Origin of the sequence: Roseovarius sp. EC-HK134 (genome assembly GCF_902498815.1) — a bacterium.
GTDB lineage: Bacteria > Pseudomonadota > Alphaproteobacteria > Rhodobacterales > Rhodobacteraceae > Roseovarius > Roseovarius mucosus_A.
The window spans coordinates 2,415,390-2,440,893 of record NZ_LR701544.1; the positions used below are offsets into that span (position 1 = coordinate 2,415,390).

Here is a 25,504-nt window from a genome sequence, read left to right on the forward strand (position 1 = left end):
TGTACGCCTGTAATATAGGTCACGAGAACAGACACAACAGGGGTCATCATGCGCGCAGCACTCTCGGTGGTGATTCCGACACTCAACGCTGCTTCGGTTCTACCTGCGTGCCTTGCCGCGCTGATGGAAGGGCTTGAGGCGGGCTTGATCCGAGAGTTGATTATCAGTGATGGCGGATCGGACGATGCCACGTTGCAAATTGCCGAGGCCACCGGGGCGGTTGTCGTGAAGGGGGCCGCATCCCGCGGCGGCCAATTGCGCCGCGGGGCACACTTGGCCGGTGGGGGCTGGTTGCTGTTCTTGCATGCCGATACGGTCTTGCCTGCCGGATGGGCAAATGCCGTCAGCGCGCAATTTGAACAAGGCGGGCCCGCTGCCTTTCGGCTGTCGTTCGATGCAACCGGGCCTATGCCTCAGCTGGTTGCTGGCTGGGCCAATCTGCGCAGCCGGGTGTTGGGCCTGCCCTACGGAGATCAGGCGCTGTTGATCCCGCGCGCGACCTATGACGTGGCAGGCGGATACGCAGATATACCGCTGATGGAGGATGTGGCCATGGCGCGCGCACTGAAAGGGCGCATCTCGGTGATGCCCTTGGCTGTGACAACCTCTTCGGCGCGGTATCGGCGCGAGGGGTGGGTGCGGCGGGGGGCGCGCAATCTCTGGACGCTGATCCGCTATCTCTGCGGGACGGACCCCGTGCAGCTGGCCAAGGCGTATCGGCGCAAGCGCTAGACGCGCAGGAAATCTATAGTTTCCCACATACAAGAAATTTTGGATTTTCTTGCTGAGGTGGGGCGTTGAAACGCCGCCGCCGCACAGGGCCAAGCAAGCGTTGCCGCGATTGACGCCGCGTGCCAAGGGCGTAAGGTGCGGCGCGAAGAAGCAGGAGATCCCCCCAAATGAGCCTCGCCCACGGTCGCGCCTATCTGGCCATTCCCGGTCCCTCGGTCATGCCCGAAGAGGTGTTGCGGGCCATGCATCGTGCTGCCCCGAATATCTACGAGGGCGATCTGATTGAGATGACGGCGAGTCTTATTCCGGATCTGCGTGCCGTGGCGCGGACGCGCCAACATGCGACGATCTATATCTCAAACGGGCATGGGGCGTGGGAGGCGGCATTGGCCAATACGCTGCACCCCGGCGACCGCGTGCTTGTGCCGGCCACGGGGCGGTTTGGGCATGGCTGGGCCGAGGTGGCGCAGGGGCAGGGCATCGCCGTCGACATGCTCGATTTCGGCAAGCGCTCACCCATTGATCTTAACCGTCTGGAAGAGGCGCTGCGCACCGATGCGCGTCACGAAATCAAGGCGGTTCTGGCGACCCATGTCGATACCTCGACCTCGGTGCTCAATGACATCGCCGGAGTGCGGGCGGCCCTGGATGCGGCTGGGCATCCTGCGCTCCTCATGGCTGATTGTATTGCTTCTCTCGCCTGTGACCGGTTCGAGATGGACGCATGGGGCGTCGACGTGATGGTAGCAGGCAGCCAAAAGGGGCTGATGGTGCCGCCCGGTCTGGCGTTTGTGTTCTTCTCGGACAAGGCGGCGGAGGCGCGAAAGCGGTTGCCGCTGGTCAGTCGCTATTGGGATTGGACCCATCGCGCCGATCCGCAGATGTTCTATCAATACTTCGGCGGCACAGCCCCGACGCATCATCTTTACGGCCTGCGCGCGGCGCTTGACTTGATCGCGGCTGAGGGCGGCATCGAGGCGGTTTGGGCCCGCCATGAAACGCTGGCCCGTGCCATCTGGGCCGCCTGTGAGACATGGGGGCAGAGCGGGCCGCTTGAGCTTAACATCAGTGATCCCGCTCTGCGCAGCCGCGCCGTGACAGCGCTTCGGATCGGGGCACCGCATGGGTCACGCCTGCGGTCTTGGGTCCAAGACTATGCAGGCGTAACGCTTGGGATTGGCCTTGGAATGGCAGAACCGGGTGATCCGGCGTGGCATGGATTTTTTCGCATAGGCCATATGGGACACGTGAACGCCCATATGGTTTTGGGTGCGTTGGGTTCAATCGAGGCAGGATTGACTGCGCTTGATATTCCGCATGGCGCGGGCGGACTTGAGGCGGCAGCACGGGTGATTTCAGGGAAGAGCTAGGGGGCGGTTCGCAGCGGCAGGTCTTGCGCTGAGTTTGGCCCCAAACGATGAGCCGCGCAGCGCCCGCCCGAGGGGGCGGATGTGCGTTGCGCGGCGGCGCGTGCCGCGCCCTCAATCCCTCAGATTTGTTTCCAGCCAATGTTCCAGCCAATGGATATTGTAATTTCCGGACTGGATATCATCTTCTTGCAGTAGCGCGTGAAAGAGCGGAACGGTAGTGTCGACGCCATCCACGATCAACTCGCCAAGCGCCCGGGCCAGACGGCGCAAGGCGCTGTGCCGGTCCTTGCCATGCACGATCAGCTTGGCAATCAAGCTGTCGTAATAGGGCGGTATCTTGTAGCCATCGTAGAGCGCCGAATCCATCCGCACGCCCAAACCGCCGGGCGCGTGAAATTGGGTGATCCGGCCCGGACGCGGTGCGAAATCAGGTAGCTTCTCAGCGTTGATACGCACCTCTATGGCGTGGCCGTTGATGATCAGATCGTCCTGAGTAAAGGACATCGGCATGCCTTCGGCCACGCGAATTTGTTCCTGCACAAGGTCCACGCCAAAGATCGCCTCGGTCACGGGATGTTCGACCTGCAACCGCGTATTCATTTCGATGAAGAAGAACTCACCCTTTTCATAGAGAAACTCGATAGTGCCTGCACCGCGATACTGGATATTCGCGCAGGCATCGGCACAGATTTTGCCGATACGGGCGCGCTCCTCGGCGGTGATACAGGGGCCGGGGGCTTCTTCCAGCACCTTTTGGTGCCGACGCTGCAACGAGCAGTCGCGCTCTCCCAGATGCACTGCGCCGCCCTTGCCATCGCCGAACACCTGAATTTCGATATGGCGCGGCGTGGTCAGGTATTTCTCGATATAGACCTCGTCATTGCCAAAGGCTGCCTTTGCCTCGGAACGTGCTGTGAGAAAGGCCTTTTCCAACTCGGCGGCGCTTTGCGCCACCTTCATGCCACGCCCGCCGCCACCGGCTGTGGCCTTGACGATGACCGGAAAACCGATCTCGGCGCAGAGCGCCTGCGCTTGCTTGAGATTGGCAACACCGCCCTCAGAGCCGGGCACGCAGGGCACGCCAAGCGCCTTCATCGTATCCTTGGCGGTGATCTTGTCGCCCATGATGCGGATATGTTCAGCAGATGGGCCGATGAAGGTCAGGCCGTGATCCTCGACAATCTGCACGAAATTGGCGTTCTCTGACAAAAAGCCATAGCCCGGATGGATCGCTTGCGCCCCCGTCACCTCACAGGCGGCAATAATCGACGGAATCGACAAATAACTTTCGGAAGAGGCGGGCGGGCCGATGCAGACGGATTCATCTGCCATGCGCACATGCATGGCGTCGGCGTCGGCGGTGGAATGCACGGCGACGGTCTTGATCCCCATCTCACGGGCGGCGCGGATCACGCGAAGGGCAATTTCGCCCCGGTTGGCGATCAGGATTTTCTCGAACATTGCACGCGGCCTTATTCGATGATCATCAGAGGCGCGCCATATTCGACCGCTGCGCCGTCTTCGATTAGGATGCGTTTGACGGTGCCGCCGCGCGGGGCGGGAATATGGTTCATCGTCTTCATCGCCTCGATGATCAAGAGCGTGTCGCCCTCGGACACCTGCGTGCCTACGCTGACAAAGGCGGGGGCACCCGGTTCAGCCTGCATATAGACCGTCCCAACCATCGGCGAGGTGACTGCGCCGGGGTGGCTTGCCGGGTCTTCGGCGGCGGGGGCGGCCGCGGCCGGGGCGGTAGCGCCTGACCGGTGTCACATCGCCCCGGCGCGGGGGGCCGGGGCGATGTGACACCGGTCAGGCGTCACAATCTCTACGCGGGGGCAGAACGCCCGCCGCCTCGGTTGTTAACACGGTACGGTGCGATAGGTGCCATCGCCGTTGGAATAGGCGCATTGATTGCGCGCGGTGTTGCGCGCCACCAACGTGCCCGCCGCCGCCCCAGCGAGCGCCGAGACGACAGTCCAGCCGGAATCGGCATCAAAGGCCGAGGCGAGCAAGGCACCACCAGCGGCACCTGCGGCACCGCCGACCAGTTCGCGGTCACTGACGCCCTCCATGCAGCCTGCCAAGGCAAGGCTGGTGACGCTGGCAAGAATGAGACTGCGGTTCATGTTCTTTCCCTTTCCGTTCTTGGTTCAAACACATTGTCCAAGATAACGCAGGGGGATGGGTTTTGTTCCATCAGACGAACCCGTATCGGCAGCGGATTGCCGATCAGAGCATGGGTGGCGGCGGCCTGCACCGCGCCCCGGACAAGGCATTGCCCGCAATCGCCCCCAAAAGGATCGTTCCACCGATCAAAGTGTTGGTTGTCGCCGTCTCGCCCAGTATCAGCCAGACCCAGACCGGCCCCAGCACCACCTCGGCCAGCGACAAAAGCGTGAGTTCAGCGGCAGGCACTGTGCGCGAGCCAATCGTGTAAAGGATCAGCCCCAGCCCCACCTGAAACACCCCCATACCCAGTGAAAGCGCCGTATCCGCACTGGATATCCGCAGCGATAACCCCAGCCAGAAACAAATCGCCGCCATGAGCGCCATGCCGAAAAGCCCCGAGAGAAAGATCGCCGGCATCATCTCGGTTGCCTTGCCCCACCGCAGGGTGATGGTGAAGGTCGCAAACCCTACTGCCGATCCGATGGCGGCCAGATTGCCCACAAGCGCCGCTCCCCCGAACTTGTCCCAAACCATGACCGCAATGCCACAGGCCGCCACCACGATAGCCACCCAAGTTTGCGGGCGCACATATTCGCGCAGGACCACCCGCCCGAGGATCGCAGCCAAAAGCGGCGAGCAGGCAAAGAGCATCATCGCATTGGCGACAGAGGTGGTCTGAATGGCAAAGATTGCGCCGGTATAGGCCGCCACCAGCGACAGCCCACCAATCACCCCCGGCCAGCCCATCTGTAGCGCAAGACGCAGTGCATCTTGCCCGGTGCGCAATCGGATCACCACATAGAGCAGCAGGGTCATCGACGCGGAGCGGTAAAACAGAATTTGCCAGACCTGTGCTTCGTCAATCAAGCGAATGCCCAAGCCAACGGTAGACCAGACCAGCCCTGCAAGAAAAACAAGGACATAGCCACGCATATCGCGTTCAGGTTGGATCGTGACAGTGGTCATCGGCTGGTTTCTTCCTCGGGAATCTGTGGCGGCAGAGGGCTGCCGGGCGCAAAGATCGCCTCGGCCGTGACCGGCGTGGCATCACTATGACGCGAGGCTCGTAGTTCGCGCCATCCAAGGTACAGACCAGAGGCGGTGATGATCACCATGCCTGCCAGCGTATTCAGCGCGGGCACTTCATCCCAGAGCACATAGGCCAGCAGGGCGGCAAAGGGCAGATAGGTATAGTCAAACGGTGCGACGAGACTGGCATTCGCCACCTGATAGGCGCGCGAGACAAGCGTGTAGGCCGCCATCCCGATGGCCCCCAACAGCGCAAGACGCGGCAGATCGTCCAACGCCTGCGGCGGCATCTCCCAGCGCAGGTGATAGGTCGCCGGGGTGATCTCGATCACCTGATTGACCAGCCAGCCCATGGGCAGGATCAAGAGCCCTGCAAAGCTCAGGGTATAAAGCCCCACCGTAAGCGTGCTTTCCCGGTCGCCGATCTGGCGTGCGATGATCTGAGAAATTGCGTAGGTCACGGCGCACAGAAGCGGCAGGATCGCAACAAGGGAAAAGTTCTCGCCCGTCGGATTCATCGCGATGAGCACACCCACAAACCCCGCCACCAAGGCGACCCCGCGATGCCAGCCGATGGTTTCGCGCAGGAACACCGCCGCGAATAGCGCAGTGATAAGGGGCGCAGAGAAAAAGATCGTGCTGACCTCGGCCAGGCCCATGAACGGGAAAGCCGCATAGAACATCGAAAATCCCGAGGCAAAAAGGAACGCACGGATCAGATGCAATGGCCAAAGAGGCGTCAGCAGGCGATGCGGCTTGCCCAACCATAGAATGAGCGGTGTCATCACGAGAAGTGTCACGATGGAGCGCACGAAAATCAGCAGCCATACCGGATAGATCGTCAGCAGCGTTTTCATCATGGCGTCCTGCCCGACAAAGAGCAGCATGGCGATCTCGACGCAGAGTATCCCTTGCAGCGCGCGCGACGGCGCGGGGGCGGGCTGAGCCGAAAGCGTGGCCATGGGGTTCCAATTCTAGGCTGTTGGCACGAGGCCACTTTTCTGCAGGCTGAGAGGATCGGAACCGACTGTCGCGTCAATTTGCGACGTGAATGCGTAAAAACAGAGCAACCCGTTGCCAGAGCCGACACGGCGGATGAGGCGACACCACAGCGGTTTCAGCGGGATGTCTTGCAGGAAAGACCGCCTGCAGATAAACGCGAAACAATCTTGCGCAAAGCAAATATCTTATGGAATAAACGGCCTGTAAACTTATAGACAAATGCCGTGCGCCTATTGTAAAAAAATTCTCGCACCATCCCTTCTTCCCCGAAAAAGGACAGGCCAGATGCCGGACCGGCTCATGATCGGCACCAGAATCCGCGAGCGGCGGGTTCTGAACGGCATGCGGCAATCCGATCTGGCGCAGAGGGCCGGGATTTCGCCGTCTTACCTCAACCTGATCGAACACAATCACCGCCGGATCGGGGGCAAGACTCTGCTCAAGCTGGCAGAGGCGCTCAAGGTTGAACCGTCACAACTGACCCAAGGCGCTGAGGCCACGCTGATTTCCGGGCTGCGCGAAGCGGCGGGCAAGCCTCGCAACGATGGACCGGAACTGGACCGAACCGAGGAGTTCGCCGGGCGCTATCCCGGTTGGGCCAGTCTCTTGAGCGATCTGCATCGGCGCACGCAGACGCTGGAACGCACCATCGAGACCCTGACCGACCGGCTGGCGCATGATCCTTTTCTTGCGGATTCCCTGCACGAGGTGATTTCGGCCGTAACGGCCATTCGCGCCACGTCCTCGATCCTCGTGGAAACCGAGGCGATTGAGCCGGAATGGCAGGCGCGATTTCACCGCAACATCAACGAAGACAGCGCCCGCCTGACCGAAGGCGCGCAAGCGTTGGTGCGGTATCTCGAGGCGGCCCCCAATACCGAGGCGGAATTGACCTCGCCGCAGGACGAGATGCACGCCTATCTTGCAGCGCGCGGCTATCACCTGCCCGAACTGGAACGCGAAATGGCGGGGCCGCGGGATGTGGCGCGTTTGATCGACGCCGCCGCATCCGAGGGCATGTCGAGCCCAGCCCAAAACCTGACGCGCGAGGCGCTCTTGCGGTATATGGAGGATGCTGCAGCGCTTCCGCTTCGGGCGTTTATGGCACGGGTCGCCACGCTCGGGCTGCGCCCCGACCGGTTGGCCGAGGCAACGGGCGCAGATATGGCGCGGGTGTTCCGGCGTCTGGCCAGCCTGCCGGAAACCGACGTCGGCGAAGTCGGGCTGGTGATTTGCGATGCCTCTGGCACGCTCACCTTCCGCAAGCCGATTGCCGGGTTTGCCACACCGCGTATGGCCGGTGCCTGCGCGCTCTGGCCGCTGTATCAGGTGCTGAGCCAACCACAGGTGCCTCTGCGCCTGCGCCTGCGACAGGCCGGACGCGGAGCCGAAGTGATCGAGGCCTTTGCCGTAGCCGCGCAGACCGGGCCCGCCGGTTTCGACCGCCCACCCCTGATGCAGGCGTTGATGCTGATGCTGCCAGACCCCGGCGAGACAGGCGGCGCGGTGCGCCCGATTGGGGTGAGTTGCCGCATATGTCCACTGGCCGATTGCGCCGCACGACGCGAGCCGTCGATTGTCGCCGAAGGGATGTGACAGAATGGGCGCAGAGAAAATCAGACGCACGGCAGTGACCGCGCGCGCAACGGAGGGGAGGCCGGTTGCATGACGAAGAGGGTTCTGGTGATCGAGGACGAGCCGAACATCATCGAAGCTGTCAGCTTTATCCTCTCGCGGGATGGCTGGGAGGTAAAGACCCACGCCAATGGCCATGATGCGATGGACGCCGTGCGCGCCCGCGCGCCCGACCTCATCATTCTTGACGTGATGCTGCCCGGCAAGAGTGGCTTTGACATCCTTCAGGAAATCCGCGCCGATGCCGTCTATGGTGATACGCCGGTTCTGATGCTGACGGCGCGCGGCCAGACCAAGGATCGCGAGATGGCAGAGCGCGCCGGGGCCAGCCAATACATGACCAAGCCGTTCTCGAATGCCGATGTGCTGGCAGCGGTGCGGGCGCTGGTCGTGCCATGAGCGCCGAGCGCGGCCCGATGTTTCTGGCGCGGCGCACCTATCGGTTGCGGCGGCTGTCAGACGCGGCGCGGATGCTGCCGATTGCCGGGGCGGTGCTGTTCTCGGTGCCGCTCTTGTGGGAAACCGAAGGGGTGCGCACCACGCGGGCCATGTTTTATATCTTTAGCCTTTGGATCGTGCTTGCCGTGATCGCGGGCGTTATTTCGGCGCGGCTACGCCCAACGGACACCGAGGAAGACCCGAAGGGTTCACAGGAGCGCTAGATGACGACCTTAAACGTCCTCATCCTTGTTTGCATCCTCTACGTGGTCTTTCTTTTCGCCGTGGCCTTTGCTGCGGATCGCGCAGCGCTGCGTGGGCGCGGAAGCTGGCTGCGGTCGCCCTATGTCTACACGTTGTCCCTGTCGATTTACTGCACGGCATGGACATTCTATGGTGCCGTCGGGTTTGCCGCGCGCTCGGGGCTGGAGTTTGTGACAATATATCTCGGGCCGACATTGATCATGATCGGCTGGTGGTGGACCCTGCGCAAGATGGTCCGCGTGGGCCGTAGCCAGCGGATCACGTCGATCGCGGATCTGATATCTTCGCGCTACGGCAAGTCCAACCTACTTGCGGTGATCGTAACGGTTCTCGCGGTGATCGGCACGACGCCCTATATCGCGCTGCAGTTACAATCCGTCACCCTCTCCTTCGCAGCGTTTGCCGAAACCGATCTCACCGCCACAACCCTGCCTGACATGCACTCCACAGCCCTTTGGGTGGCGGGGGGGCTGGCGCTGTTCACCATTCTCTTTGGCACGCGCAATCTGGATGCGAACGAGAGACATCATGGCGTGGTCATGGCCATCGCGCTTGAGGCGGTGGTCAAGCTCTGCGCGCTGTTGGCGGTAGGAATATTCGTAGTCTGGGGCCTGTCGGGCGGAGTGGCTGCAACGCTCGACCGGATTGATGCCTCGGCTATTGCCCACTTTGAAGTCTCGGGCAGTCGCTGGATTGGTCTGACGATGTTGTCGGCAGTGGCCTTCCTGTGCCTCCCTCGTATGTTTCAGGTGATGGTGGTCGAGAACGAGGACGAAGACCATTTACGCACCGCAGCATGGGCGTTTCCCACCTATCTCATGTTGATGAGTCTCTTTGTCGTGCCCATCGCTGCGGTGGGGCTGGAATTGATGCCTGAAGGAGCGAACCCCGATCTTTTCGTGCTGACACTGCCCTTGATGGACGGACGCGACGGGCTGGCGATCCTATCGTTTCTGGGTGGCTTTTCCAGCGCCACCTCGATGGTGATCGTCGCGGCGATTGCGCTCTCGACCATGGTGTCAAACCATGTGGTGATGCCACTTTGGCTTTATTTTTCGGGCGGGGCGGCAATGGTGTCCGGGGACGTGCGCCACGTGGCACTTTTGGCACGTCGGCTGAGCATCGCCGGTGTCGTTCTGCTGGGATATGTCTATTTTCGGCTCTCTGGGGGCGGAACCGCCCTAGCAGCGATTGGATTGATCGCTTTTGCGGGCGTGGCGCAATTCATGCCCGCGCTGATGGGGGGGCTTTTTTGGCGAGGGGCCACGCGCACGGGGGCCTTGGCGGGCCTTATCGTGGGGGCGGTGGTTTGGATCTACTGCCTATTTCTGCCCAGCTTTGGCCCCTCAATGGTGCTGCCCCAGGTGGTATTTGACGAGGGTCTCTTTGGGCTGCACTGGCTGCGGCCCCGCGCGCTCTTTGGCTCTGAGGGGATGGACCCGGTGGTGCATGCGGTGCTGTGGTCACTGCTGCTCAACACCGCCGCCTTTGTCCTTGGCTCGCTGCTCAGCTTTCCTCAACCTGTGGAACGGTTGCAGGGGGCGCAATTCGTCAATGTGTTCGATCATTCAGGTACGCCCGGCGGCTGGACCGGCGGCATGGCGCAAAGCGAAGATCTGTTGATCATGGCACAACGCATCATGGGGGCGACCGAAGCGCAGGCGCTTTTTGCAGAAGCGGCGCAGCGGCAAGGCTTGGCAGGCTATCTGCCCGAACCCAGCCCCACATTTCTGCAAGAGCTGGAGCGCGAATTGTCGGGCTCTGTCGGGGCTGCCACGGCCCATGCGATGATCAGTCAGATCGTCGGCGGGGCCGCGGTCTCGGTGGAAGATCTGATGGCTGTCGCGGATGAAACCGCACAGATCATGGAATATTCCAGCCAGCTTGAGGCAAAATCACAGGAACTGGTCCGCACCGCGCGGCAACTGCGACAGGCCAATGAGAAACTGACGCAGCTTTCGGTGCAAAAGGACGGATTCCTAAGCCAGATCAGTCATGAGCTGCGCACGCCGATGACCTCGATCCGCGCATTCTCGGAAATTCTGCGCGATACCGGCGATCTTACCCCAGAGGAGCAAAGCAAATATGCGTCAGTGATCCATGACGAGGCCGTGCGCCTGACGCGGCTCTTGGATGATCTTTTGGATCTGAGCGTGCTGGAAAACGGCCAAGTCGTGCTGCATGTGCAGACCGGTTCGCTGGCTGATCTGCTGGACCGGGCGGAACGCGCCGCCGGGGTGCAGGGTGGCACGCTTCGTGTCATGCGCGACCGCATGGCCGAGGCGGTGGCCCTGACCACAGATCTGGACCGGCTGGTGCAAGTATTCATCAATCTCATCGCCAATGCGCGCAAATATTGCGACGGGCAACCGCCGATTTTGACGATTCGTACGGCGGTCGTCGATGGGGAACTGGTGATCGACTTTACTGACAACGGATCGGGCATCGCCCCCGCACAACAGGCCGTGATTTTTGAGAAATTCTCGCGTATCGGCCAGCACAAGGCGGGCGGCGCGGGCCTTGGCCTTGCGATCTGCCGCGAGATTATGGCGCGGTTGGGGGGCGCGGTCAGCTATTTGCCGGGGCAAAAGGGTGCCGCATTCCGCGTGACCCTGCCACTAAGCGCCCGCATGGCAGCGCAATAGGCCAAAATTTCTGCTCCGCTTAAATGAAATCGTAACCAAGCCTGCCTAGGGTCCACCCGAGAGCTTCAGAAAGGGGCGATGGCGCAGGGTATGGGATCGCAGGATCACAGTTCGGTCATTCAACGGATGGCGCAGGCCGCAAGAGACGGATCCGACAGCCGCCAGATGACACCGGTCAAGGCGCTGCGCCTGTCCTTGGCGCGTGCGGCGGATACACTCTTTGGCCTTGGCCTGACTGTGGCCACGGTCGAACAGATGCGCGTGCCGCTTGCCCACGTCGGGCGCAGCTTGGGTGATGCGGGGCTCTTGGTGCTGCTCGAGGGGGATGGGGGCGCACGCGGCGCGCTCTGTCTTGATTCGCAATTCCTCGCCGGGCTGATCGAGGTGCAGACCACCGGGTCCGTGCGCCCCGGATTGGCACGGCCGCGCGCCGCCACACGCACAGACGCGGCGATGGTCGCGCCCTTGATTGATGCAGTTTTGACAGAATTTGAAAGTCAGCTGGCGCAAGAGCACGACGCGCCGCCACCGCGCCGTTTTGGTTTTGGCGATATGGTCGAGGATCTGCGCGGCCTCTCACTCTTGTTGGTGGCCCCGGATTTCGAATTGCTACGCCTCACCGTCGATCTGGGACCGGGGGCAAAAACGGGGCGTCTTGATCTGCTCTTGCCCGTGATCGCGTCACCGGCGCGTGCCTCTTCGGGCAAGATCGCAAACACCAAAATCGAGGCCCCTGCAAATCTCGAACAGGTTGTGAACAACGCACCGGTCATGCTTGACGCTGTCATGGCCCGGTTGCGCCTGCCCTTACGTGACATTCTGGCGCTCAAACCCGGTGATCTTCTGCCCTTCCAGCGTGAGACGCTGAACGACACACAACTTGTCGGCACGCGCGGCCATATCGTTGCCACGGCAGAGCTTGGACAGATGAACGGATTGCGAGCATTGCGCCTGATTTCGGGCGCAGCGGCACCCCTGCCACCTTCTATCGAAACCGAGCCGGAGCCTTTACCGACAGAGCCGCGCAGAGGCACCGATCTAATCCCCATCGAGAGCCAAGACCGGCCTCGGGAGACCATATGAGCCGGCACCATGACGCCGATCTGCCCCCCTCTTGACCTGTATCAATGACCGAAACATGGCTGTCTGATAGGATAGTCAAAATCATGGAGGCTTCGGATGCTAGACACAGAACGATATCGGTTGGCCTTGATGGCGCGGCTCGGTGAGTTGGACAAACGCCTGCATGCCATTGAAGCAGAACTCGACTCGGCCAAATCCAAAGATTGGGACGATGCCGCGATCGAGCGCGAAGGTGACGAGGTGCTTGAGCATTTGGGTCATCAAGGCCAGGACGAAATCAGCCGAATCCGTGCGGCGCTTGATCGCATTCGCAAAGGTAGTTTCGGCACCTGCACCCGCTGTGAGGAAATGATCGCCGTCGAGCGTTTGGATGTGCTTCCAGAAGCACCGCTTTGTCGGGTCTGTGCCGCACAGGTTTCTTGATCCAGTCACGCAGCTGTTACGAGGTCTCTATACTATCGCCAACGACAGCAAAAACACGCTATAGTTGTAATTTCACCAGGGAGGATGATCATGACCAACACGCGCACCGAGCTTGACCGCCTTGAGCATCAGATTGGGCAGGCCAATCCCAACATCCGCCACAAGCTGGAACCGCAATTGCGCCGGATGATCGCGCGCTTGCATGACGAAGGCATAGCCGTCCCGGACCAAACCAAGAGCCTGCACGAGATGCTGTTATGCGAGGCCATTGAGGCGCAGTTCGACAACATGCCGGTCTGAATCCGCCGCTTTTTCCCTCCTACGCTTGCGCATGGGGAAATTCCCCGTAGAACTTGTGCGTAGAAGCGTTCAGGGGTGAGGCAGTGTGACCGGGCAAATACGCCAAGACTTGCGTAACGGGGTGGCGGTGCTGCTGCTGGATCGCCCCGTGGCCAATGCCCTATCGGCTGAATTGCGCGCAGAACTGGCGGGCGCATTGGATCACGCGGCAACCGCCGCTGAGGTGCGCGCCGTGGTTCTTGCGGGGTCTGGAAGCGGGTTTTCTTCGGGTGTCGATCTTACCGAATACGACGGGCCGCTGGCAGAGCCGTGGATTGACGCGCTTTGCACGCGGATCGAGGACTTTCCCAAGCCGGTGATCGCCGCGTTGCACGGGCCAACCTTTGGTGCGGGCTTGGCGCTCGCCTTGGCAGCGCACGCGCGTATCGCACAGGCCGAGGCGCGATTGGCGTCGCCTGAAATCACGCTTGGCATGGTACCCGGAGGCGGCGTTACCCAACGATTGCCGCGCCTTTTGGGGGCGCAGGTGGCGCTTGAGGTGATGTTGGCGGGGCAAACCCTGCGCGCCACCGATCCACGGCTGCGCCGCCTTTTTTCCCAAGTCACCGCCGATGATCCCCTGCCCGCCGCGGTCGACCTTGCCGGCAAGCTGGCCGACCAAGGCCACTGGCGTCGCAGCCAAGAGGCCACGCGCGGCCTGTCCGACCCGGCGGGCTATCAGCGTGCCATCGCCACAGTGGCTGAGCGGCTCAAGGGCCAGAACGGTGCCGCGTCGGATATCTTGCGCGCGGTCGAGGCGGCGCAGCTTTTGCCCTTTGCGCAGGGGTTAGCCTTTGAAGCGACGCTTTTTGAGGATCGTTTACGCAGCCCCGAAGCCCGCGCGCAGCGGCACATCTACGCCGCCGAACGCCGGGCCTCAGGCATGCCCGAGCGCGCGCAGGCAGCCACCCGCGACATAAGCCGGATCGCCCTCGCCGGGGCGCGGTTGGGGGATGTGGCGCTGCTATTGCTAGAGGGCGGCAAAGTGGTGCGCAGCGATGCGCCCGACCTGCGCGCCAGCGTGTCACGCGCGCTCGACGGATTGGTCACGCACGGCAAGATAGAGGCCGCCACCCGGGCTGCACATCTCGCGCGGTTGACAAGCGGGATGGCACCCGTTGATCTGGCGCTCTGCACACGCGGCTCAGAGGTTGCCGACGGGACGCTTAGCGTGCCTCTCGATGACGGGCGGGGGCTGGCGGGCGCGCCACTGGGGCTACGGCTTTACCGACCGGCGCAAACCTTGCGGCTTGCGGAACTGGCCGTGTCCGATACCGCCGATCCTGCGATTGTGGCCAGTCTCGCGCAGCTTTGCACCGGGCTGGGCGTGACACTCGTGCGCGCGGCGCAACCTGCGGCGGGACCGGGGCTGGGTCACATCCTGATGGGCGCGGTTTGCCTCGCGGGGCTGGAAATGGTCCGCCTTGGCCTGACGCCCCAGCGGGTAGATCAGGCGGCACAGCGCCTTGGATTTCGCGCCGGACCCTTCCTCATGATGGATTTTGACGGGCTGCCGGTGGTCGCGAACCGGCTGCGTGCGGTGGCGGAATGGCTTGGGTGCCCTGCCCCCGGCGCGGATGACCCTCTGGCCGAGCGGCTGGCCAAAGGGGCCGTGGGCCGAGCGGTTGGGCGGGGGTTCTATGACCACCCGAGCGAGGGCCCACGCCCGCCCAAAAACCTTGCCGGACCCGGGCGCGATCCGGCTGAGGTATTGGGCACGGTGGCCCCAAGACACGCCTTGCAAGCCGCATTGGTTGGGGCCGCGGTGCAGCTTTTGGCGCGCGGTGCGGTGCAACGCGCCTCGGATCTCGATGTTCTGATGGTGCGCGTCTATGGCTATGACCGCGCGCGCGGTGGGCCGTTGTTTGCCGCCGATCAGCGCGGAATGCTGGCGATGTTGCAGGATTTCAAGGCTCTGGCCACGATGGGCACCCCGCTCTGGCAGGTGCCGCCGATGGTGGTCGAGATGGTCAAGAACGGTGAGGGAATGTTTGGCCGACGTCACGACTGAGGCGATCACCCCAGAAGAATGCCCACCACGACCATCATCAGGCCGATCACGGACAAGAACAATGCACCGGTATTGAGCGGCACGATCCGTTGCACCACAGCCCGCAAGTCATCATCCGAAAGACCAGCCTTGCGCGCGCGCCAAACCTTGACGATGCACCACATCAACGTGGCCAGACCAGCCAGCGACAGGGCAGCCCCAGACCAGATCATATACTCCATCGCCACCTCCTTCGCATGATATCGCCCCGGCGCTAGAGCAATTTTTCCGCCATTGCAAGCCGCGCCGCAGATGACCCTTGCACCGCATCCGGCACAGCGTTAGTCAGAAACCCCAACCGACCGGAGATCAGGCCATGGATGATATGAATTCTGACAGCAACTACCGCGTTACTGCCGATGAGTTGCGCCAGTTCATCGAGCGGTTCGAGCGGCTAGAGGCCGAGAAAAAAGACATCGCCGACCAGCAAAAGGAAGTGATGGCCGAGGCCAAAGGGCGCGGCTATGACACCAAGGTCATGCGCAAGGTGATCGCCCTGCGCAAACGCGACAAGGACGACATCGCCGAAGAAGAAGCCGTGCTCGAGATGTATAAAGAAGCGCTTGGGATGATGTGACCCCGTACTATCCGCTGATTCAGTCAGAAGGCGTGCCCCAGTGGCGCGCCTTTCGTCTTTTTGGCAGGTCCGTGACGCTCTGATAGGTTCCGGCAACCCTTCAGTTCGGGTATCACCCAAGACCCGCAGCATCATCGACTTGATGCCCCACCACAGGCAATTTGCACCTCAATGCAATACTGACATGTGGTGAACGCCGTGACCAAGATCGACCAGATCGAAACGATGATCCTCGATATTCCAACCATCCGGGGGCATGTCCTGTCGATGGCTACGATGCGGGTGCAGACCGCCGTTCTGGTGCGGATGCGGTTCTCGGATGGCTCCGAAGGGATCGGCGAAGGCACCACCATCGGCGGGCTGACCTATGGCCCCGAAAGCCCAGAGAGCATCCAATCCGCGATTGATACCTATATCACCCCCGCGCTTTTGGGCCGGTCGGCGGATGATGTAAACGGTGCCCTCCAATTGGTCGACCATCTGGTCAAGGGCAACCGGATCGCCAAGGCGGCGGTGGAAATCGCGCTTTGGGACGGGCTTGGCAAGCGTTTGGGCGTCTCTGTCGCGCAGCTTTTCGGGGGCGCGGTGCATGGCCGTTTGCCTGTGGCCTGGACGCTGGCCTCTGGCAATTCCGAAACCGATATCGCCGAGGCACAAGAGATGATCGCCGCGCGCCGCCACAACATCTTCAAGCTCAAGATCGGCAAGCGCGCCGTCGCCGAGGATGTGGCGCATGTGGCGCGGATCAAGGCCGCCGTGGGCGACGCCGCCAGCATCCGCGTCGACGTGAATCAGGCGTGGTCGTTGCAGGATGCCCGCTGGGGCCTCAGGGGCCTTCAGGATGTGGGCTGCGAATTGGTCGAACAGCCAGTGCGCGCGCGGTATCTCAATGCGCTGCGCGAATTGACCCGCGCTCACGAGATTGCGGTGATGGCCGATGAGGCGCTGAACGGGCCCGAGGATGCCGTCAGCATCGTGGCACGGGGTGCTGCGGATGTCTTTGCCGTCAAAGTGGCGCAATCGGGCGGGATCAAACGCGCGTCCGAGGTGGTGGCGATTGGGCAGGCGGCGGGGCTGGGCCTGTATGCCGGGACCATGCTGGAAACCGGGCTTGGCACAGCCGCTGCGCTGCAACTCTTTGCCGGGATTGAGGACTTGCGGTGGGGATCCGAGCTTTTTGGCCCCCTGCTTCTGACCGAGGATATTCTGGCCACCCCTATCGTCTATCGGGATTTCACCGTCGAGGTGCCGCAGGGCGCAGGCCTGGGCGTGACGCTCGACCCCGACAAGATCGACTTTTTCCGCCGCGACCGCGCGCGGAGCCTAAAAACCGTGGCCGGTGAATAACTGGCCCAAGACCCAAGACATTTCCGGAGGAGGAAAGACCATGTTTACCCAATCCAATCTCGACGAACTGGAAGGCCGTCTTGACGGCATCGTGCAAGAGGATGCCGAGGCGGGGATTTTCCGCGCGCGGCGCGACATGTTCACCGATGAGGAACTGTTCGAACTTGAGATCAAGCATATCTTTGAGGGCAACTGGATTTATATGGCGCATGAGAGCCAGATCCCCAATCCCGGCGATTATTTCACCCTGCACATGGGTCGCACGCCGGTCGTGATCACGCGCGACAAGGACGGCAATCTGAATGCGCTGGTCAATGCCTGCTCGCATCGCGGCGCGCAGCTTTGCCGGTTCAAGCGGCGCAACCAAAAGACCTTTACCTGCCCCTTCCACGGCTGGACCTTTTCCAACACTGGCAAGCTCTTGAAGGTCAAAGACCCGAATGGCGCGGGCTACCCCGAGCAATTCAACAAGGACGGCAGCCATGATCTGACCAAAGTGGCCCGGTTCGAGAATTATCGTGGCTTCCTCTTTGGCTCGCTCAATGCCGATGTGGCCCCGCTGGAAGAGTATCTCGGTGAGGCGCGCAAGATGATCGACATGGTTGTCGATCAATCCGACGAGGGGCTCGAGGTGCTGCGCGGCTCGTCCACCTATACGTTTGACGGCAACTGGAAATTGCAGGCCGAGAATGGCGCTGATGGCTATCACGTCTCGGCGGTGCATTGGAATTACGTGGCCACCACCTCGCACCGCACGGCGGATGGCAAGGAAGACAAGATCAAAGCAACCGACGCCAGCAAATGGGCCAAGCAGAAGGGCGGCTTTCATTCCTATGTGAATGGGCACCTCCTCTTGTGGACCACATGGGCTGACTCGACCAATCGCCCCAACTATCCGCGCCTTGCCGAATGGACCGAGAAATATGGGGCCACCAAGGCCGAATGGATGGTGGGCGTGCTGCGCAATCTCTGCCTCTATCCCAACGTGTTCCTGATGGATCAGTTCAGCAGCCAGATCCGGGTGTTCCGCCCGATCAGCGTGGATAAGACCGAAGTCACGATCTATTGCATCGCCCCCAAAGGCGAGAGCCAAGACTCGCGCTCGCGCCGCATTCGCCAGTATGAGGATTTCTTCAACGCCTCTGGCATGGCCACGCCCGACGACACCGAGGAATTCCGCGCCACGCAACGTGGTTATGCCGGTGCCGCCCATGCCAAGTGGAATGACATTTGCCGAGGCGCGACCCAGTGGATTCACGGCCCGGACGAGGATGCCAAGGCGCTTGGTGTGAACCCGATCCTTTCGGGGGCCCGCACCGAGGATGAGGGATTGTTCGTGATCCAGCACAAGCAATGGTCCGAGCGCATGGCGCAGGCCATCGCCAAGGAACGCGAAACCGCCCCCGGCAGCGCCGTTGCGGCAGAGTGAGGAGAGATGACCATGACCACCGCAACGCTAGACCGCCAGAGCACCGAGGCCACCATGAACTATGAGGAAATCCAAGCCTTTCTCTACGCCGAGGCGCGCGCGCTTGATGATCGCGACTGGGACAATTGGCTGACGTTCTACCATGCCGATTGCCCGTTCTGGATGCCCGCCTGGGATGATGAGGATCTCCTGACCGAAGACCCGCAAAACGAGATGTCGCTGATCTATTATCCTGACCGCTCGGGCATCGAGGATCGCGTGTTCCGCATTCAGACAGATCGGTCTTCGGCCACCTCGCTGCCAGAGCCGCGCACCAATCACAACCTTGCCAATATCGAGGTGCTGAGCCGGGATGCGGGCACGATCACGCTGCGCTTTAACTGGCACACGCTGACCTATCGCTATGGCAAGACCGATCAACACTGGGGCACGTCCTATTACACGATTGATGTGACAGGGAAAAACCCGCTGATCACCGATAAGAAGGTCGTGCTCAAGAACGACCAGATCCACCATGTGATCGACGTTTACCACATCTGAGGCCAAGACCGGCGCGTGCCCGATGGGGACGCGCCACAAGAGGGGAGGAGCCCGCCATGACCAGCTATAATATCGCCCTGAATTTCGAGGATGGCGTGACCCGTGTCATTCAATGCGACGAGGACGAGAAAGTCACCGAAGCCGCGTTTCGGCAAAAGATCAACATTCCGATGGATTGCCGTGACGGGGTGTGTGGCACCTGCAAATGCTTTGCCGAAAAGGGCAAATATGAGCTGGAATTCTACCTCGACGAGGCGATGACCGAGGATGAGGCGGCTGAGGGCTATGTGCTGACCTGTCAGATGATGCCGCAGAGCGATTGCGTGATCCGGGTGCCTGCCTCCTCTGCCATGTGCAAGACCGCGCCCGAGGCGATATCGGCAGAGGTGTTGGGCGTTGACCGCCTGTCCGAGACGTCCTTTGGCCTGCGCGTCAAACTGGCCAAGCCTATGGGCTTTCTGCCCGGTCAATATGTCAATATCTCCGTGCCCGGCACCGAGGCGCACCGCTCGTATTCCTTTTCCTCTGCCCCCGGCGCGGACGAGGCCACATTCCTCATTCGTAACATTCCGGGCGGGCTGATGAGCCGCTATTTGGGCGAACGCGCCACGGCTGGCGATGCCGTCACGCTGACCGGGCCGATGGGGGCGTTTTACCTGCGGCCCATTGAGCGCCCACAACTGTGGTTGGCGGGTGGCACCGGCTTGGCACCCTTCCTGTCGATGCTGGAACAGGTGGCAACGCACGGCGCGGATCAGCCGATCACGCTCTACTACGCCGTAACCCGTGCCGCCGATCTGGTTGAACTCGACCGTGTCATGGCCTTGGCCGAGGCTATTGGCAATGTGACCGTAATCACGGTGCTGGCCGATCAAAACGAAGAGCACGCGCGCAAGGGATTTGTCACCGATCACGTGACGGCAGAGGATCTGAATGGCGGCGATTGCGATGTCTACCTTTGCGGTCCGCCCCCGATGGTGGACGCGGTGCGCGCGCATTTCGCACAACTGGGTGTCACACCCGCCGCGTTCCATTTCGAAAAATTCAACCCGACCGAGACAGAGGCCGCCGCCGCATGACACCGCGTTTCACAGGCAAGGTGATGGTCGTCACTGGCGCGGCCCAAGGGATCGGTCGCCGGGTGGCCGAACGCGCCGCCGCCGAGGGGGCAAAGGTGCTGGTCGTGGACCGCTCAGAGCATCGCGACACGGTGGTTACAGCGATCCGTGACGCAGGCGGCGAAGCCCAAGCGCTCAACGTCGATCTGGAAACATGGGAAGGCTGCGACGCGGCCATGGCGGCGGCGATTGATATCTGGGGTCGGATCGACATTCTGATCAACAACGTGGGCGGCACCATCTGGGCCAAACCCTATGAGCATTATGCGCCCCATGAGATTGACGCCGAGGTGCGCCGCTCGCTCTTTCCGACGCTCTATTGCTGCCGGGCGGCGATCGAGCGGATGTTGCCGCAGGGATCGGGCGTGATCGTCAATGTCTCGTCGATTGCCACACGCGGTCTGAACCGCGTGCCCTATGCGGCGGCCAAGGGTGGGGTGAATGCGATCACCGCCAGCCTTGCCTGGGAAGTGGGGGAACGCGGCATTCGCGTGGTCGCCACCGCGCCGGGGGGCACAGAGGCCCCGCCACGCGCGGTGCCGCGCAACCCCAATGCCGCCGAAGAACAGCGCGAAGACTGGTATCAGACCATCGTCGATCAGACGATCCAATCGAGCCTGATGAAACGCTACGGAACACTCGACGAACAGGCAGGCCCGATCCTGTTTCTGGCGTCGGATGAGGCCTCTTACATCACCGGCGTCACAGTGCCGGTGGGCGGGGGCGATCTTGGATAGGCCCTGAGGAGGGGTCTCAACACCAACTGGAGGAACTACCCTATGAAACGCGCATTTCTGGCGGCCCTCGGGCTTGCCACTGGCTTTGCTATGCCCGCAACAGCCCAAGACATCAAAGTTGGCCTGCTCTTGCCCTTTTCCGGCGTTTATGCCGCCCTTGGCAATGATATCGAGGCCGGATTCACCACAGCGCTTGAGCAATTCGGGTCTGAAACTGCGGCGACATTCGAGATCGTCCGAGAAGATACCGAAGTGAAACCGCCAGTTGCCTTGGCCAAGGCCAAAAAGCTGATCCTGCAGGACAAGGTCGATGTGATTTCAGGCATCGTCAGCTCTGGCGTCTTGGGGGCTGTGCGCGACATGGTGCATGGCGCGGGCGTGCCGCTGATCGTTGCCAACGCAGGCAATGACGAGGCCACAGGCGAGGCCTGCTCGCCCTATATCACGCGCATGTCTTTCTCTAACGGGCAGGTCAACCGCCCGATGGGTCAGTGGATGTATGATCAGGGCATCCGCAAGGTCTATACCCTTGCCCCCGACTATGCCGCCGGTCGCCAGATGATCGACGGGTTTGTTCAGACCTTCACCGCTGCGGGCGGCGAGATCGTCGGACAGGATTTCACCCCGTTCCAGAAGACGCAGGATTTTGGCCCCTATATGGCACAGGCCAAGTCAAGCGGTGCCGAAGCGGTGTTCGTGTTCTATGCAGGCGGCGAGGCGATTTCCTTTGTCAAGCAATACGATAGCTTTGGTCTCAAGGCCGAGTTGCCGCTTTATGGTTCAGGCTTCCTGACCTCGTCGCTCTATGTCAATGCCCAAGGTCCGGCGGCAGAGGGTGTGATTACCGCCCTGCATTACGTGCCCACCATCGACAGCCCCGCCAACGCGCAATTCGTCGAGGCCTTCACGGCCAAGACAGGCCGCGTGCCGTCGGAATTCGCCGTGCATGGCTATGACGCAGGCCGCGCCTTGATCGAGGCGGTCAAGGCAGGTGCCACGGATCGCGAGAGCCTTGCCAACGCCCTGCGCCAAGTGCGGTTCGACGGGCCGCGCGGCGCATTGTCGATTGATCCCGCGACCAACAACATCGTGCAGCCGATCTATGTCTACGAGACTATCGCAGGCACCGATGGGCTGACCCAAAAGGTGCTGGCAGAGCTGCCCGCCGAGGCCGATCCGGTCAACGGCTGCGAGATGGCGGCCCCCGTCAGCAACTAAGACAGGCGGCCCGGCCATATCCTTGGCCGGGCCCTTTCGGGAGGAGGTTCCGCAATGTCACTCGATCTTGGTTTCTGGACACTACAGGCGCTCAATGCGTTGCAACTGTCCATGCTGCTGTTTCTCTTGTCTATCGGCCTGACCGTGATCTTTGGCCTGATGCATTTCGTCAACTTGGCGCATGGCGCGCTCTATGCGCTTGGGGCCTATTTCGCGGCCTCGGTGGCAGCGGTTGGCGGCTATTGGGCCGGGTTCTTTCTGGCCCCGGTGGCGGTCGCGGGGGTGGGCGTGCTGCTTTATTCCGGCCTCATCCAGCGGATGCGCAAATCGGGTCCGATGGCACAGGTTCTGGTGACATTTGGGCTGATCTTTGCCCTGCTCGATATCACCCGGATCGTCTGGGGCGATCTGGCGCTCGGGCTGGAAGTGCCAGAGCTTCTTGCCGGGCGCGTGGCGCTCTTGGGTGTCGAATATCCCGCCTACCGGCTGTTTATCATCGCTTTGGGGTTGGCAATCTTTGGCGCATTGGCCTTTGTCCTCAGCCGCACACAGATTGGCGCAATGATCCGCGCGGGCGTTGACAATGACGCGATGGCGGCCTGCCTTGGGATCAATGTCGAGCGGCTGTTCTTTATCGTCTTTTGTGTGGGCTGCGCGCTTGCAGGGTTGGCGGGCGCGGTGGCGGCACCGCTCTTGAGCGTCACACCCGACATGGGTCTGCAAATCCTTATCCCCACGCTGATCGTGATCGTGATCGGGGGCTTGGGTTCGCTCAAAGGGGCCATCGCGGGCTCTCTCATCTTTGGGTTCGTGCAGACCTTTGGTGCGGTGCTGGCACCGCAACTGGCCTCGGTTCTGATTTACGCGCTCTTGGCGGCGGTGCTGGTGATCCGGCCTGTGGGCCTCTTTCCGGCGAAAGGATAAGGCGATGTTCCGACACACACCTCTGCGATACGGCGCGCTCGTGCTCTTGGCATCGGCGGCCCTCTTCCAGGCCTTTACGGCGGAATATTTCGGGCTGGAAATCCTGACCGAGATTCTCATCCTCGCCATGCTGGTGATCGCGCTCGATATGGTCGCAGGCTTTGGCGGCATGGTCTCGCTCTGCCACGGCGCATTGCTTGGCGTCGGGGCCTATGGCTATGCGATCCTGTCAACCAAGGTTGGGTTGACGCCAGTGGCCGCTATGGGTGGCGCGGTGGCGATTACCGGGGCCATCGCTTGGGTCATCGGTGCCATCTGCGCCCGCAGCCATGGCATCTATTTCATCATGGCGACACTGGCCTTTGGGCAGATGGGCTATTCCTATGTGTTCGAAGCGCCGCTTTTTGGCGGCGATGACGGGCTCGGCGGGATTGAACGGCTCGATCTTGCGCTGATCGGGCTAGACCTGAATGACGGGCGCAGCTTTGCTCTCTTCTGCCTTGCCATGCTGGCCGCGATCTATGGCGCGGCCGTGCTGATCCTGCGTTCTGGACTAGGCCGGTCCCTGTCGGGTGTCATGCACAACGAACAGCGGATGCGCGCGCTTGGCCTCACGGTCTGGCGGGTCAAGGCGGATGTCTTTGGCCTCTCTGGTCTGATTTCCGGCTTGGCGGGCGTGATGGCAGCACAGCATGTGATGTTTGTCTCGCCCGGCCTTCTGTCTTGGACAGTCTCGGGCGAGGCGTTGGTGGTTGTGATCCTTGGCGGGCTTGGAACGCTGGTCGGCCCCTTGCTGGGCGCTGCGGTCTTTGTGCTGCTCAAGCATGAGGTGGGCGCGCTCACAAGCTATTGGCATCTGGTGGTCGGGGTCATCCTGATTGCCGTGGTGATGAGCCGCGCCAATGGCATCTTTGGCTGGATCGAGGCGCGGTTTGGCGCGCGGATAGAACGGCGTGCGGCGGATGCGGTGCGCGATATCGACCCAAGGGAGGTCAAGACCGATGCTTGAGACACGCAATCTCGATAAGAGCTTTGGCGCGGTGCATGTCACGCGCGGGGTCTCGCTCAAGCTGGAGCGGGGCGAGCGGCGGGTGATCCTTGGCCCTAACGGCGCGGGCAAGACGACGCTCTTCAACCTGCTGGTGGGCGAACTTAGCCCCGATAGCGGATCGGTGCATCTGGCGGGCGAGAATGTAACCGCCCTGCCCGTGGCCCGGCGCGCGCGGCAAGGTCTGTCGCGCAGCTATCAGAAGAACACGCTCTTTGACGGGCTGACCGTCGAGGAAAATCTGGGGCTGGCAGCGGCGATCCACACGGGCAACGCAACCCGGCTTTATACCGACAGCCTCGCACGTCCCGAAGTGCGCGACATCGTGGCCGAGGTGGCCGAACAGGTCAATCTCATGCCCTATCTGCATGCGCGTGTGTCTGAGGTCAGCTATGGTGTGCGGCGGCAGTTGGAGGTGGGCGTGGCGCTGGCCACCCGCCCTCTCGTTCTCTTGATGGATGAACCGACAAGCGGCGTGGGCCCCGAGATGGCCAAGGGGTTTCACGACCTGCTGAACAACCTGCCGCGTGATCTGACACTTCTGATCATCGAGCATGACATGGACCTCGCCTTTGACGTGGCCGATACGATCACCGTGCTGAACTATGGTGAGGTGGTGTTTGACGGGCTGCCCGAGGCCGCGCGCGGCTCCAAGCTGCTCAAGGAAATCTATCTGGGGAGTTGGGAAGATGCTTGAACTGAATGCCGTCAATTCCGGCTATGGCGAAACCCAAGTGCTTTATGGCATGGGTTTGCGCGCCGAGGCAGGCCGGGTTCTGGCCATTCTGGGGCGTAATGGCGCGGGCAAATCCACCACGCTGAAGACAGTGATGGGCCTCTTGCCGCTGCGCGATGGGCAGATCACCTTTGATGGCCGCGCCATGCCCAAACGGCCCTATGATATCGCCAAGGCGGGCATCGCCTATGTGCCGGAAACGCGGGATATCTTCCCCTCTCTGACGGTGCGTGAGAACCTTGAAATAGCGTCAAAGCGGTTTGACGGGGCATGGACAATGGACCGGGTGCTGGACCTCTTCCCGCGCCTTGGCGAACGCCTTGAGAATGGCGGCACGCAGTTGTCGGGGGGCGAACAGCAAATGCTGGCGATTGCCCGCGCGCTTCTGATGAATCCACGCCTCTTGATCCTGGACGAACCCACCGAGGGGCTGGCCCCGATCATCGTCAAGCTGATCCATGACAAGCTGATGGAGCTCAAGCGCGAGGGGCTGTCGATGGTTCTGGTCGAGCAGAATTTCGGCTTTGCCACTTCGCTTGCGGATGATGTGGTGGTGGTCAGCAAGGGCCAAGTGGTCTGGACCGGCACCGCCGACGATATCCGCGCCGATACCGAGGCGCAGCATCGCTGGCTGGGTGTCTGAGGGGG

At 61.8% G+C, this 25,504-nt stretch carries 26 protein-coding genes and 1 pseudogene; 21 read left to right on the forward strand and 6 right to left on the reverse strand.

The annotated features are described in order from the left end of the window. Positions 1–48: 48 nt before the first annotated feature. Together GC127_RS15555 and GC127_RS15560 are read left to right on the forward strand one after the other, a co-directional pair. Positions 49–732: a TIGR04283 family arsenosugar biosynthesis glycosyltransferase gene (locus GC127_RS15555; RefSeq protein ID WP_151978925.1), complete on the forward strand. Its 684-nt coding sequence runs from the start codon at positions 49–51 to the stop codon at positions 730–732. 167 nt (positions 733–899) lie between these two features. Beyond that, positions 900–2,102, forward strand: a complete 1,203-nt coding sequence (locus GC127_RS15560; RefSeq protein WP_151978926.1) for an alanine--glyoxylate aminotransferase family protein — start codon at positions 900–902, stop codon at positions 2,100–2,102. 111 nt (positions 2,103–2,213) lie between these two features. On the opposite strand, the gene accC is transcribed toward GC127_RS15560, so the two are convergent. The 5 genes and pseudogenes from accC to GC127_RS15585 form a co-directional block, all read right to left on the reverse strand. Next, on the reverse strand, positions 2,214–3,563 hold the full coding sequence (gene accC, locus GC127_RS15565; protein WP_151978927.1) for an acetyl-CoA carboxylase biotin carboxylase subunit: 1,350 nt from the start codon (positions 3,561–3,563) through the stop codon (positions 2,214–2,216). Between the two features lie 11 nt (positions 3,564–3,574). Then, positions 3,575–3,853: pseudogene (locus GC127_RS15570) on the reverse strand (acetyl-CoA carboxylase biotin carboxyl carrier protein subunit); the annotation flags it as partial. Positions 3,854–3,964: 111 nt separating this feature from the next. Then, positions 3,965–4,231 carry a glycine zipper 2TM domain-containing protein gene (locus tag GC127_RS15575; protein WP_081508319.1) on the reverse strand — a complete coding sequence of 89 codons (267 nt, stop codon included), beginning with the start codon at positions 4,229–4,231 and terminating at the stop codon, positions 3,965–3,967. A gap of 103 nt (positions 4,232–4,334) precedes the next feature. After that, positions 4,335–5,240 carry a DMT family transporter gene (locus GC127_RS15580; protein WP_151978928.1) on the reverse strand — a complete coding sequence of 302 codons (906 nt, stop codon included), beginning with the start codon at positions 5,238–5,240 and terminating at the stop codon, positions 4,335–4,337. After that, on the reverse strand, positions 5,237–6,265 hold the full coding sequence (locus GC127_RS15585; protein WP_151978929.1) for a DMT family transporter: 1,029 nt from the start codon (positions 6,263–6,265) through the stop codon (positions 5,237–5,239). Before GC127_RS15585 ends, GC127_RS15580 begins: the two co-directional genes overlap by 4 nt. Before the next feature lie 325 nt (positions 6,266–6,590). On the opposite strand from GC127_RS15585, the gene GC127_RS15590 reads away from it, so the two are divergent. From GC127_RS15590 to GC127_RS15625, 8 genes are all read left to right on the forward strand, one after another. Next, positions 6,591–7,901 (forward strand): helix-turn-helix domain-containing protein, encoded by a 1,311-nt coding sequence (locus GC127_RS15590; protein WP_151978930.1) that lies wholly within the window; start codon positions 6,591–6,593, stop codon positions 7,899–7,901. Between the two features lie 69 nt (positions 7,902–7,970). Then, the gene (locus GC127_RS15595) at positions 7,971–8,339 is read left to right on the forward strand and encodes a response regulator transcription factor (protein ID WP_008281984.1); all 369 of its coding nucleotides are present in this window, start codon (positions 7,971–7,973) and stop codon (positions 8,337–8,339) included. Further along, positions 8,336–8,602, forward strand: a complete 267-nt coding sequence (locus GC127_RS15600; protein ID WP_151978931.1) for a hypothetical protein — start codon at positions 8,336–8,338, stop codon at positions 8,600–8,602. The genes GC127_RS15595 and GC127_RS15600 overlap by 4 nt, the downstream gene beginning before the upstream one ends. Continuing rightward, positions 8,603–11,287 (forward strand): sensor histidine kinase, encoded by a 2,685-nt coding sequence (locus GC127_RS15605; protein WP_081508318.1) that lies wholly within the window; start codon positions 8,603–8,605, stop codon positions 11,285–11,287. A gap of 78 nt (positions 11,288–11,365) precedes the next feature. Continuing rightward, positions 11,366–12,370, forward strand: coding sequence for a FliM/FliN family flagellar motor switch protein (locus GC127_RS15610; RefSeq protein WP_151978932.1), 1,005 nt, complete (start codon positions 11,366–11,368; stop codon positions 12,368–12,370). Positions 12,371–12,466: 96 nt separating this feature from the next. Then, positions 12,467–12,793 carry a TraR/DksA C4-type zinc finger protein gene (locus tag GC127_RS15615; RefSeq protein WP_008281980.1) on the forward strand — a complete coding sequence of 109 codons (327 nt, stop codon included), beginning with the start codon at positions 12,467–12,469 and terminating at the stop codon, positions 12,791–12,793. 90 nt (positions 12,794–12,883) lie between these two features. Further along, positions 12,884–13,093 carry a hypothetical protein gene (locus tag GC127_RS15620; RefSeq protein ID WP_254700135.1) on the forward strand — a complete coding sequence of 70 codons (210 nt, stop codon included), beginning with the start codon at positions 12,884–12,886 and terminating at the stop codon, positions 13,091–13,093. An 85-nt stretch (positions 13,094–13,178) separates the two neighbouring features. Next, positions 13,179–15,143, forward strand: a complete 1,965-nt coding sequence (locus GC127_RS15625; RefSeq protein WP_151978934.1) for an enoyl-CoA hydratase-related protein — start codon at positions 13,179–13,181, stop codon at positions 15,141–15,143. Positions 15,144–15,148: 5 nt separating this feature from the next. Here GC127_RS15625 and GC127_RS15630 read toward each other — a convergent pair whose 3' ends face one another. Further along, positions 15,149–15,364 (reverse strand): hypothetical protein, encoded by a 216-nt coding sequence (locus tag GC127_RS15630; RefSeq protein WP_008281977.1) that lies wholly within the window; start codon positions 15,362–15,364, stop codon positions 15,149–15,151. A gap of 134 nt (positions 15,365–15,498) precedes the next feature. Here GC127_RS15630 and GC127_RS15635 point away from each other — a divergent pair, with 134 nt between their 5' ends. From GC127_RS15635 to GC127_RS15685, 11 genes are all read left to right on the forward strand, one after another. Then, a complete protein-coding gene (locus GC127_RS15635) occupies positions 15,499–15,759 on the forward strand; it encodes a DUF2312 domain-containing protein (RefSeq protein ID WP_008281976.1) in 261 nt (86 codons plus the stop codon). Between the two features lie 198 nt (positions 15,760–15,957). Next, positions 15,958–17,106 (forward strand): muconate cycloisomerase family protein, encoded by a 1,149-nt coding sequence (locus tag GC127_RS15640; RefSeq protein ID WP_302848604.1) that lies wholly within the window; start codon positions 15,958–15,960, stop codon positions 17,104–17,106. 40 nt (positions 17,107–17,146) lie between these two features. Next, the gene (gene benA / locus GC127_RS15645) at positions 17,147–18,535 is read left to right on the forward strand and encodes a benzoate 1,2-dioxygenase large subunit (protein ID WP_008281974.1); all 1,389 of its coding nucleotides are present in this window, start codon (positions 17,147–17,149) and stop codon (positions 18,533–18,535) included. 54 nt (positions 18,536–18,589) lie between these two features. Then, a complete protein-coding gene (gene benB, locus GC127_RS15650; RefSeq protein ID WP_368074236.1) occupies positions 18,590–19,075 on the forward strand; it encodes a benzoate 1,2-dioxygenase small subunit in 486 nt (161 codons plus the stop codon). A gap of 56 nt (positions 19,076–19,131) precedes the next feature. After that, entirely contained in the window at positions 19,132–20,154 is a 1,023-nt protein-coding gene (gene benC / locus GC127_RS15655; protein WP_151978937.1) for a benzoate 1,2-dioxygenase electron transfer component BenC, read from the forward strand. Beyond that, positions 20,151–20,930 (forward strand): benzoate diol dehydrogenase BenD, encoded by a 780-nt coding sequence (gene benD, locus GC127_RS15660; protein ID WP_151978938.1) that lies wholly within the window; start codon positions 20,151–20,153, stop codon positions 20,928–20,930. Before benC ends, benD begins: the two co-directional genes overlap by 4 nt. A gap of 42 nt (positions 20,931–20,972) precedes the next feature. Further along, complete coding sequence (locus tag GC127_RS15665) at positions 20,973–22,148, forward strand: ABC transporter substrate-binding protein (RefSeq protein WP_151978939.1); 1,176 nt, start codon at positions 20,973–20,975, stop codon at positions 22,146–22,148. Between the two features lie 54 nt (positions 22,149–22,202). Further along, the gene (locus GC127_RS15670; protein ID WP_008281969.1) at positions 22,203–23,072 is read left to right on the forward strand and encodes a branched-chain amino acid ABC transporter permease; all 870 of its coding nucleotides are present in this window, start codon (positions 22,203–22,205) and stop codon (positions 23,070–23,072) included. 4 nt (positions 23,073–23,076) lie between these two features. After that, entirely contained in the window at positions 23,077–24,081 is a 1,005-nt protein-coding gene (locus tag GC127_RS15675; protein WP_008281968.1) for a branched-chain amino acid ABC transporter permease, read from the forward strand. Next, entirely contained in the window at positions 24,074–24,817 is a 744-nt protein-coding gene (locus GC127_RS15680) for an ABC transporter ATP-binding protein (protein ID WP_008281967.1), read from the forward strand. The genes GC127_RS15675 and GC127_RS15680 overlap by 8 nt, the downstream gene beginning before the upstream one ends. Continuing rightward, on the forward strand, positions 24,810–25,499 hold the full coding sequence (locus tag GC127_RS15685) for an ABC transporter ATP-binding protein (RefSeq protein WP_081508307.1): 690 nt from the start codon (positions 24,810–24,812) through the stop codon (positions 25,497–25,499). The genes GC127_RS15680 and GC127_RS15685 overlap by 8 nt, the downstream gene beginning before the upstream one ends. Positions 25,500–25,504: the final 5 nt, after the last annotated feature.